This is a genomic window from Nocardia sp. NPDC055165, assembly GCF_053606985.1.
The window spans coordinates 1-8,472 of record NZ_JBSGSS010000039.1 but is presented as its reverse complement, the minus strand read 5'-3'; the positions used below and the strand labels follow the sequence as shown (position 1 = coordinate 8,472).

Sequence of the window (8,472 nt, the reverse complement as noted above, 5' to 3'; positions counted from 1 at the left end):
GCCCGGTCCCATTCCGAACCCGGAAGCTAAGGCCACCTGCGCCGATGGTACTGCACTCGACAGGGTGTGGGAGAGTAGGACACTGCCGGAACATCCTTCGCGATAGGGGACCCTTATTTGGGTCCCCTATCGGCGTTTGTGGACTCGATACGAGTTCGGTACGCCAGGCGGACGATGCCCCGTCCTTCGTCCGTGGTTGAATTCTTAGTGGCGGGGTCATTGACAACACTCCCCGCAGGTCGGGGAACCTAGAGAGGGATCGCCGTGTCGGAACACAACGACGGACGGAAGCCTTTCCGCCGGGACGGAGACGCCCCCGGTTTCGGCCGGCGAGGCGAACCGACCGATCGCCCCCGCGGCGGACACGGTGACAATCGCGGCTCCGGCCGTGGCGAAGGCGGCGGATTCCGCCGCGACGACGCAGGCCGAGGCAGCAGCGCAGGTCGTGGTGGCTCCGACCGGGGTGGATTCCGTCGCAACGACGACAATCGCGGCTCCGGTCGTCCCGAAGGCCAGCGCGGTGGCTACAACCGCGACGACCGCGGCGGCAGCTCCGACCGTGGTGGATTCAAGCGCAGCGACAGTGGCGACCGCGGTGGCTACCAGCGCCGTGACGACGCCGGTCGCAGCGGCTCCAGCGACCGTGGTGGCTACCGGGGCAACGACGACCGCCCCCGCGGTGGTTCGGATCGCGGCGGCTCCGCTGATCGCGGTGGCTACCAGCGCCGCGACGACAGCGCGAAGGGCGGCTACCCGAAGCGCGACGACGCGAGTCGTGGTGGTTACCAGCGACGTGATGACAACGATCGCGGCGGCTACCAGAAGCGTGACGACAACGATCGTGGTGGATTCAAGCGCAGCGACAGCGGTGACCGCGGTGGCTACCAGCGCCGTGACGACGCCGGTCGCAGTGGCTCCGGCGACCGTGGTGGTTTCAAGCGTAATGAGGGCGGAAGTGATCGTCCCGCAGGTGGTTTCGACCGCGGCGGTGACCGTGGTGGCTACCGTGGTGGTTCGGATCGCGGCGGCTCGTCGGATCGTGGTGGCTACCAGCGCCGCGACGACAACAAGAGCGGTTACCCCAAGCGCGATGATGCCGGTCGCGGTGGTTACCAGCGACGTGATGACAACGATCGCGGCGGCTACCAGAAGCGTGACGACAACGATCGCGGCGGATTCAAGCGCAGCGACAGCGGCGACCGCGGTGGCTACCAGCGCCGTGACGACGCCGGTCGCAGTGGCTCCGGCGACCGTGGTGGTTTCAAACGTAATGAAGGCGGAAGCGACCGTCCCGCAGGCGGTTTCGACCGCGGCGGCGACCGTGGCGGGTACCGCGGCAACAATGACGATCGCCCCCGCGGCGGTTCGGGTGGCGGCTTCCGTCGTAACGAAGGCGACGACCGTTCGCGTGGCAGCTCCGATCGCGGCAGTGACCGCGGCGGCAGCTCCGATCGTGGTGGCTTCCGTCGCAGCGAAGGCGGCAGCGACCGTCCGGGTGGCGGCTTCCGTCGTAACGACAGCGATGACCGTTCGCGTGGTGGCTCCGATCGCGGCGGCTATCAGAAGCGTGACGACAAGGGTGGTTACCCGCGTCGTGACGACAGCGGCAAGGGCGGCTACCAGCGGCGCGACGACAACGATCGTGGGCCGAGGCGCGACGACGACCGCGGTCGCGGCGGCTTCAAGCGTGACGCGCGCTCCGGTGGCAGCCAGGGCAAGTTCGTCGGCGAGGACGGCAAGCCGCTCGACGGCACCTACCGCGAGAAGCGACGTGAGCGCGACAGTGACGTGCTCGGCGTTGTCTCGGCATCGGCTGCCTCCGATATCGACGAGTCGATCACCGAAGACGACAGCACGGCCTCGGCCGGTGCGTCGGTCGGCACCTCCGCGACGGCGAGCGACAAGCCCGCAACCGACGAGTCGACAGCGTCCACTGAGCAGTCCGAAGACAACGCAAGCTCGGCCACGGCGCGGGTAGCCGAGACCGACGACAAGGCGACCATCGACACCGGTGAAGGTGACCGTCCTCGTGACGGCGTCGAGTCCGAGAGCGGTAGCGCGCGGGTCGATTCGGATCTCGACAGCCGGTCCGACGCCACCGATCGCGGGTCGGGCAGTGGCGACCTGAATGACGCCGCCCGTGACGATTCCGGCCTAGACGAGAGCCCCCGCGGCTTCGATCGTGAGAGTGTTGCCCGAGGTGAGTCGGATCGCGACGACCGTTCTAGCGGTTCGGATCGTGACGATCGGGACGGCGGTGACGCCGACCGTGGCGAGCGGCGTGGATTCGCGGATCGCGGTGCCCGTTCGGATCGTGACGACCGTGCGCGCAGTGGCTCGGCGTCCGGTGGTGCGTCGCGGTCGGGTGACTTCGGCGATGACCGCCGTCGCGGCGGTGAAGGCGCTCGTACGACGGGTGGGCGGCCGGACGATCGCCGTGCTGCGCGTCCCGAAGAGCCCGATCTGCCCGAGGATGTGCAGGCCTCCGATCTGGATCCGGCCGTGCGCCGTGACCTGCTGAGCCTGGACAAGAACAACGCCGATTCGGTGGCCCGGCACATGGTGATGGCCGTCGAGCTGCTCGAGGACGACCCGCGCCTGGCGCTGGCACACGCTCGGGCCGCGCGGCAGCGCGCGGGCCGCATCGCGGTGGTGCGGGAGACCGCCGGTGTGGTGGCCTACCACGCCGAGGAATGGGCAGAGGCGCTCTCGGAGCTGCGGACCGCACGACGCATGTCCGGTGGCGCCGGGCTGCTCGCGGTGATGGCGGACTGCGAGCGCGGTCTCGGCAGGCCGGAACGCGCCATCGAGCTCGGTCGCAGCGAGGAAGCACAGACGCTCACCGGTGACGAAGCCGCCGAGCTGCGGATCGTTGTGGCAGGCGCCCGGATGGATCTGGGTCAGTTCGACCAGGCCGTCGTGACGCTGCAAGCCTGCGATCTGGACCCGTCGCGCACGGGCTCCGCCGCCGCGCGCCTGTTCTACGCCTACGCCGACGCGCTGGTGGCGGCCGGCCGCACCGATGACGGCCTGCAGTGGTTCCTCAACGCCGCTGCCGCCGACCTCGACGACGAAACCGACGCCGAGGAGCGGGCAACCGAACTCACCGGCGACGCACAGTAGAACCACAAGGCCGTAGGCCGGGAACGCATCCAGGTTTCCCGGCCTGCGGCCTTTTCGCATGTCATCAGAGGTTGATGTCGGCCGGCAACGCCGGATCGGGTGTGGCACAGAGGTACTCGGTCGGCTCGAGCGGTGGACCGGTCCCTGCGCTGCGGGCAATCGAGCACGCTGTGTGAGCGGGGATCTACTTCGGCCGGCAACCGGCCTGGTTTCCCTGTTGCGTCGGTGCGCGCCCGCGACGCGCTGGGCGAGACGTCCGCAACTGGGGACATCGCGCACGAACACGTGGCACATGCTCGATCATGAAGGGTGCGAGCGCTATTCGGCAGCCGAGGGGAACCGAAGCTGTCGGTGCCTTCGCCTAGGGTCGCAGATGTGTCCGACCCGGCAGAGACGACGAAGTGAGGGTGGATGGACCGGCTACGCGATCGATACGAGGCATTGCTGCTCGACCTGGACGGAACGCTGTACCGCGGACCCGATGTCATCGAAGGGGCGCCCAAAGCGCTTGTACCGGATAGTGATTCGGCACAACGTCTCGTCTACGTCACCAACAACGCCGCGCGCGGTCCCGGTGCCGTGGCGCACCACCTGGACGAGCTCGGCTACCCGGCGACCGCGGGCGATGTGGTGACCAGTGCGCAGGCCGCCGCCCGCATGTTGTCCGAACGGCTGAGCCCCGGCGACAGGGTGCTCGTCGTCGGAACCGACGATCTGGCCGCCGAGGTGAAAGCCGTCGGCCTCGAGCCCATCCGCCGATTCGGCGAGACCCCACCAGCGGCGGTCGTCCAAGGCCACTCGCCGGCAACCGCATGGCCCGACCTCGCCGAAGCCGCCTACGCCGTGCGCGCGGGCGCGCTGTGGATCGCCGCCAATACCGACCGCACCTTGCCCAACGAGCGCGGCCTCGCCCCCGGCAACGGCTCGATGGTCGCGGCCCTGGCGACCGCCTCCGATCGTGAGCCCCTCGTAGCGGGCAAGCCCTACGCGCCGCTGATGGAAGATGCGATCGAGCGAGCGGGCACCCGCCGCGCCCTGGTCGTCGGCGACCGGCTCGACACCGATATCGAGGGCGCCAACGGCCTGGGTCTGGACTCGCTGCTGGTGCTGACCGGAGTCAGCACGCTCGAGGAGGTGATCGGCGCGCCCGCCGCCCGGATCCCCACCTATATCGCCGCCGGCCTCGACGCCCTCAACGACGCCACCGTGGCGGAGGCCGCCGCACCGGCGGACATCGCGGAACTGTTGCGACAGTATCCCGGCCGGGCGGTACGGGTGCGCGCGGCCGATTCGGAAATCCGATAGCGTTGACGCCACGATGAGTACTGCGAGTTCACCGCCGAACGGCGCGTCACAGCCACCGCGGCCCGGGATTCCCGTGCCGGGCGCTCACCTGCCCGGCGCACCGGCGCAGCAGGAACCCGCCGATCCGCACCGGATCAAGACCGAGGTCGACGCACTACTCGCCGAACTCGGTCCGCGTCCTGTCGCGGGCCCGGCGGAGAACACCGAGGCCGGTGCCGATATCACCCGCCGTGCGCGCATCCTCGAACAGGCGCACGACGTACTGGTGGACGCGCTGGCGACAGTGGACAAGATCTGAGGTGGCCAGACGAGCGCGGGTGGACGCCGAACTGGTTCGCCGCGGGTTGGCGCGATCGCGAGAACACGCGGTCGAGCTGATCAGCGCGGGCCGCGTCCTGATTGCCGGAACCGTCGCCGTGAAACCGGCGACGGCCGTGGAGACGGGAACCCCGCTGATCGTGCGGGAAGAGCCCGACGAGGTGTCGTGGGCCTCGCGGGGCGCGCACAAACTGCTCGGCGCGCTCGAGGCCTTCGAACCCGAGGGGCTCGGCCTCGCGGGTAAGCGGTGCCTGGACGCGGGTGCGTCGACCGGTGGGTTCACCGATGTGCTGCTGAACAAGGGCGCGCGCGAGGTGGTCGCGGTCGACGTGGGCTACGGCCAGCTGATCTGGCGGCTGCAGAACGACGACCGGGTCCGAGTGTTCGACCGCACCAACGTGCGCAACATCACTCCCGAATCCATCGGTGGCACAGTCGAAGTCGTTGTCGGTGACCTGTCCTTCATCTCGCTCGGGCTCGTCCTCCCGGCACTGGCGGCCTGCGCGGCCGACGGCGCCGATCTGCTGCCGATGGTGAAGCCGCAGTTCGAGGTCGGCAAAGACCGGGTCGGTTCGGGCGGTGTGGTGCGTGATCCGGCGCTGCGCGCCGAAGTGGTGTGTGATGTGGCGAGCGCCGCCGCCGCGCTCGGGCTGCGCACCTTGGGTGTGGTCGCCAGCCCGCTGCCCGGTCCGTCGGGCAATGTCGAGTACTTCCTGTGGTTGCGCAAGGTCGGCCCGTTCGACTACGACGCCGAACAGGTGCGGGCGCTGGTCGCGCAGGCTGTCGAGGAGGGTCCGCAGTGAGTACGCATGCCGGCGGCAGGGAGATCCTGCTCGTCGCCCATCCCGGTCGCGCGGAGATCATCGAGACCGCGCACCGGGTGGCGAAGATCTTCGCCGAAGCGGGTATCTGCCTGCGGGTGCTGGCCGACGAGGCCGACAGCACCCGGTTCGAAGACGAAGCCGGATATCCGGTGCGGGTGGTGCCACACAGCCCGTCCGCGGCCCAGGGCTGTGAGATGGTGCTCGCCCTCGGTGGCGACGGCACGTTCTTGCGCGCGGCCGAACTCGGCAGGCCCGCGGGTGTGCCCGTGCTCGGAATCAACCTGGGCCGCATCGGTTTTCTCACCGAAGCCGAGGCCGAGAACCTCGACGAGGCGCTCTCGCAGGTGGTCGATCGCGACTACCAGGTGGAAAACCGGATGACCATCGACGTCACGGTGCGCGTGGACGACACGATCGTCGAACGCGGCTGGGCGCTCAACGAGGCCAGCCTCGAGAACGCCCAGCGGATGGGCGTGCTGGAAGTGGTGCTCGAAGTGGACGGGCGGCCGGTCTCGGCGTTCGGCTGCGACGGCATCCTCATCTCCACGCCCACCGGGTCTACCGCCTACGCGTTCTCGGCGGGTGGACCGGTGGTGTGGCCCGAACTGGAGGCGATGCTGGTGATCCCGAGCAACGCGCACGCGTTGTTCGCGCGGCCACTGGTGACCAGCCCGGAGTCGCTGATCGCGGTGGAGACCGTGGCAACCGGACACGACGCGATCGTTTTCCTCGACGGCAGGCGCACTCTCGCGTTGCCGCGTGGCGGCCGCGCCGAAGTGGTGCGCGGCGAACGTCCGGTGCGCTGGGTGCGGCTCGATTCGGCGCCCTTCGCCGACCGGATGGTGCGTAAGTTCCAACTGCCGGTCACCGGCTGGCGGGGCAGACAGCGAACGGAAGAGCACTGATGCTGACGGAGATCAGGATTGACGGACTCGGTGTCATCTCGACGGCCACCGCGCAGTTCCATGCCGGTCTGACCGTGCTCACCGGCGAGACCGGTGCGGGCAAGACCATGGTGGTCACCAGCCTGCACCTGCTCAGCGGTGCACGCGCCGACGCGGGACGGGTACGCCTGGGCGCGGCGAAGGCCGTGGTAGAGGGTCGTTTCGTCGTCGACGACGTGAACGACGCGGCTCGCACGGCGGTCGGGGAGGTGCTGGAATCGGCGGGTGCCGAGGCCGACGAGGACGGCAGCGTGATCGCGGTCCGCACGGTCAACAGCGACGGACGCTCGCGCGCGCATCTCGGTGGTCGCGGGGTGCCCGCCGCGGTGCTCGGTGAGTTCACCTCCCGGCTGCTGACCGTGCACGGCCAGAACGATCAATTGCGGTTGCAGCGGCCGGAGCAGCAACTGTCGGCACTGGACCAGTTCGCCGGCGACGGCGTCGCCGGTCTGCTGCGCAAATTCCAGGTGCATCGTCGGTCCTGGCTGGACGCGCGGACCGAACTGCTCGAACGCACCGCGCGCAGTCGGGAACTGGCGCTGGAAGCCGACCGGCTCAAGCATTCGCTCACCGAGATCGACGGCATCGCGCCCGAACCCGGTGAGGACACCCGCCTGGTCGCCGAGATCCGCAGACTCAGCGACCTCGATTCCCTGCGCGAGGCGGGTGTCGCCGCGCACGAGTCGCTCTCGGGCCCGACCGACGCACCGGCCGACGGTGGCGGTGTGCTCGATCTGCTCGGTGGCGCCCGCGCCCGCCTGGATTCCGCCGACGATCCGGCCCTGGCCGCGCTGGCTCCACGGCTCGGCGAGGCGATCGCGGTGGTGGTCGACGTGACCACCGAGCTCAGCAGCTATCTGTCGGAATTGCCGTCTGATCCCAGCGCATTGGACACGATGCTCAACCGTCAGGCCGAGCTCAAGTCGCTGACCCGCAAATACGCACCCGACATCGACGGGGTGATCGCGTGGGCCGACGAGTCTCGCTCGCGCCTCGACTCGCTCGATGTGTCCGAGGATGCGCTGGCCAAGCTGGCCGGTGAGGTGGAGACGGCCGCGGGCAAAGTGCGCGAGGCGGCACGCAAACTCAGTGCCGCGCGCGCCAAGTCGGCGGGCAAGCTGGCGAGCGCGGTGAGCACCGAACTCAGTGGGCTGGCGATGGGGAAGGCGCGCTTGGAAGTCCAGGTCCGCCCGCTGCAGGCCAGTGCCCAGGATTCCGCGCCGTTGGAGATCGACGGTGCACTGTTGCACGCCGGTTCGAACGGCTGTGACGAAGTGGAGTTCCGGCTCTCGGCGCATTCGGGAGCCCAGTCGCTGCCGCTCAGCAAGAGTGCGTCCGGCGGCGAGCTCTCGCGAGTGATGCTGGCCCTGGAAGTGGTGCTCGCCGGATCCGATCACGGCGCGACCATGGTGTTCGACGAGGTCGACGCAGGGGTCGGCGGCCGGGCCGCGGTGGAGATCGGCAAGCGCCTGGCGCGCCTGGCCCGCACCCATCAGGTCATCGTCGTGACCCACCTGCCCCAGGTGGCGGCTTTCGCCGACACCCACCTGGTGGTGAACAAGTCCGACGACGGAAAAGGCAAGGTGGACAGCGGGGTTCGCACGCTGACCGACGACGAACGAGTGGTCGAACTGGCCCGCATGCTCGCAGGCCTCGACGACACGGAGACCGGCCGCGCCCACGCGGAAGAACTCCTCGAAACCGCCCGAGCCGAGCGCTTACCCGCCTGAAGCGAGCATTACCCCCAAAACGGTCGGTCACCACACCCGAAGTCGACCGACCGCACTTTCAACCACCCCGCACACCCGGTCCGTCCCCGTCTTCAACATCCCACCCAACCCAGCCACCGCACTCCCGACCTCTAGGGAGGGACGGCCACGAAGTGGCCGGTCCGCGGCCGTCCCGCCGGTCAGGCGCCGGGGCGTAGGCGACGAAGGAGCAAGCCCTGTCTCTTATAC

At 69.3% G+C, this 8,472-nt stretch carries 6 protein-coding genes and 1 rRNA gene; all 7 read left to right on the top strand.

Going from position 1 to position 8,472, the window contains the following annotated elements; genetic code table 11:
- Positions 1 to 91: ribosomal RNA gene (rrf, locus tag ACWFRF_RS34820) — 5S ribosomal RNA — on the top strand; the annotation flags it as partial.
- Positions 92 to 2,001: 1,910 nt separating this feature from the next.
- Entirely contained in the window at positions 2,002 to 3,123 is a 1,122-nt protein-coding gene (locus tag ACWFRF_RS34815; protein WP_452454362.1) for a hypothetical protein, read from the top strand.
- 411 nt (positions 3,124 to 3,534) lie between these two features.
- Positions 3,535 to 4,428, top strand: a complete 894-nt coding sequence (locus tag ACWFRF_RS34810; protein WP_452454360.1) for an HAD-IIA family hydrolase — start codon at positions 3,535 to 3,537, stop codon at positions 4,426 to 4,428.
- A gap of 13 nt (positions 4,429 to 4,441) precedes the next feature.
- Positions 4,442 to 4,726: a hypothetical protein gene (locus tag ACWFRF_RS34805; RefSeq protein ID WP_379223982.1), complete on the top strand. Its 285-nt coding sequence runs from the start codon at positions 4,442 to 4,444 to the stop codon at positions 4,724 to 4,726.
- Position 4,727: 1 nt separating this feature from the next.
- Positions 4,728 to 5,549, top strand: a complete 822-nt coding sequence (locus ACWFRF_RS34800) for a TlyA family RNA methyltransferase (RefSeq protein ID WP_452454359.1) — start codon at positions 4,728 to 4,730, stop codon at positions 5,547 to 5,549.
- Positions 5,546 to 6,475, top strand: coding sequence for an NAD kinase (locus ACWFRF_RS34795; RefSeq protein WP_378630063.1), 930 nt, complete (start codon positions 5,546 to 5,548; stop codon positions 6,473 to 6,475). Before ACWFRF_RS34800 ends, ACWFRF_RS34795 begins: the two co-directional genes overlap by 4 nt.
- On the top strand, positions 6,475 to 8,244 hold the full coding sequence (gene recN / locus ACWFRF_RS34790; protein WP_378997045.1) for a DNA repair protein RecN: 1,770 nt from the start codon (positions 6,475 to 6,477) through the stop codon (positions 8,242 to 8,244). The genes ACWFRF_RS34795 and recN overlap by 1 nt, the downstream gene beginning before the upstream one ends.
- Positions 8,245 to 8,472 lie beyond the last annotated feature (228 nt).

Excerpts from the sequence above, each read along its gene's own strand:
- ACWFRF_RS34810 (WP_452454360.1), top strand. The coding sequence starts at position 3,535 with ATGGACCGGCTACGCGATCGATACGAGGCATTGCTGCTCGACCTGGAC.
- ACWFRF_RS34805 (WP_379223982.1), top strand. The coding sequence starts at position 4,442 with ATGAGTACTGCGAGTTCACCGCCGAACGGCGCGTCACAGCCACCGCGG.
- recN (WP_378997045.1), top strand. The coding sequence starts at position 6,475 with ATGCTGACGGAGATCAGGATTGACGGACTCGGTGTCATCTCGACGGCC.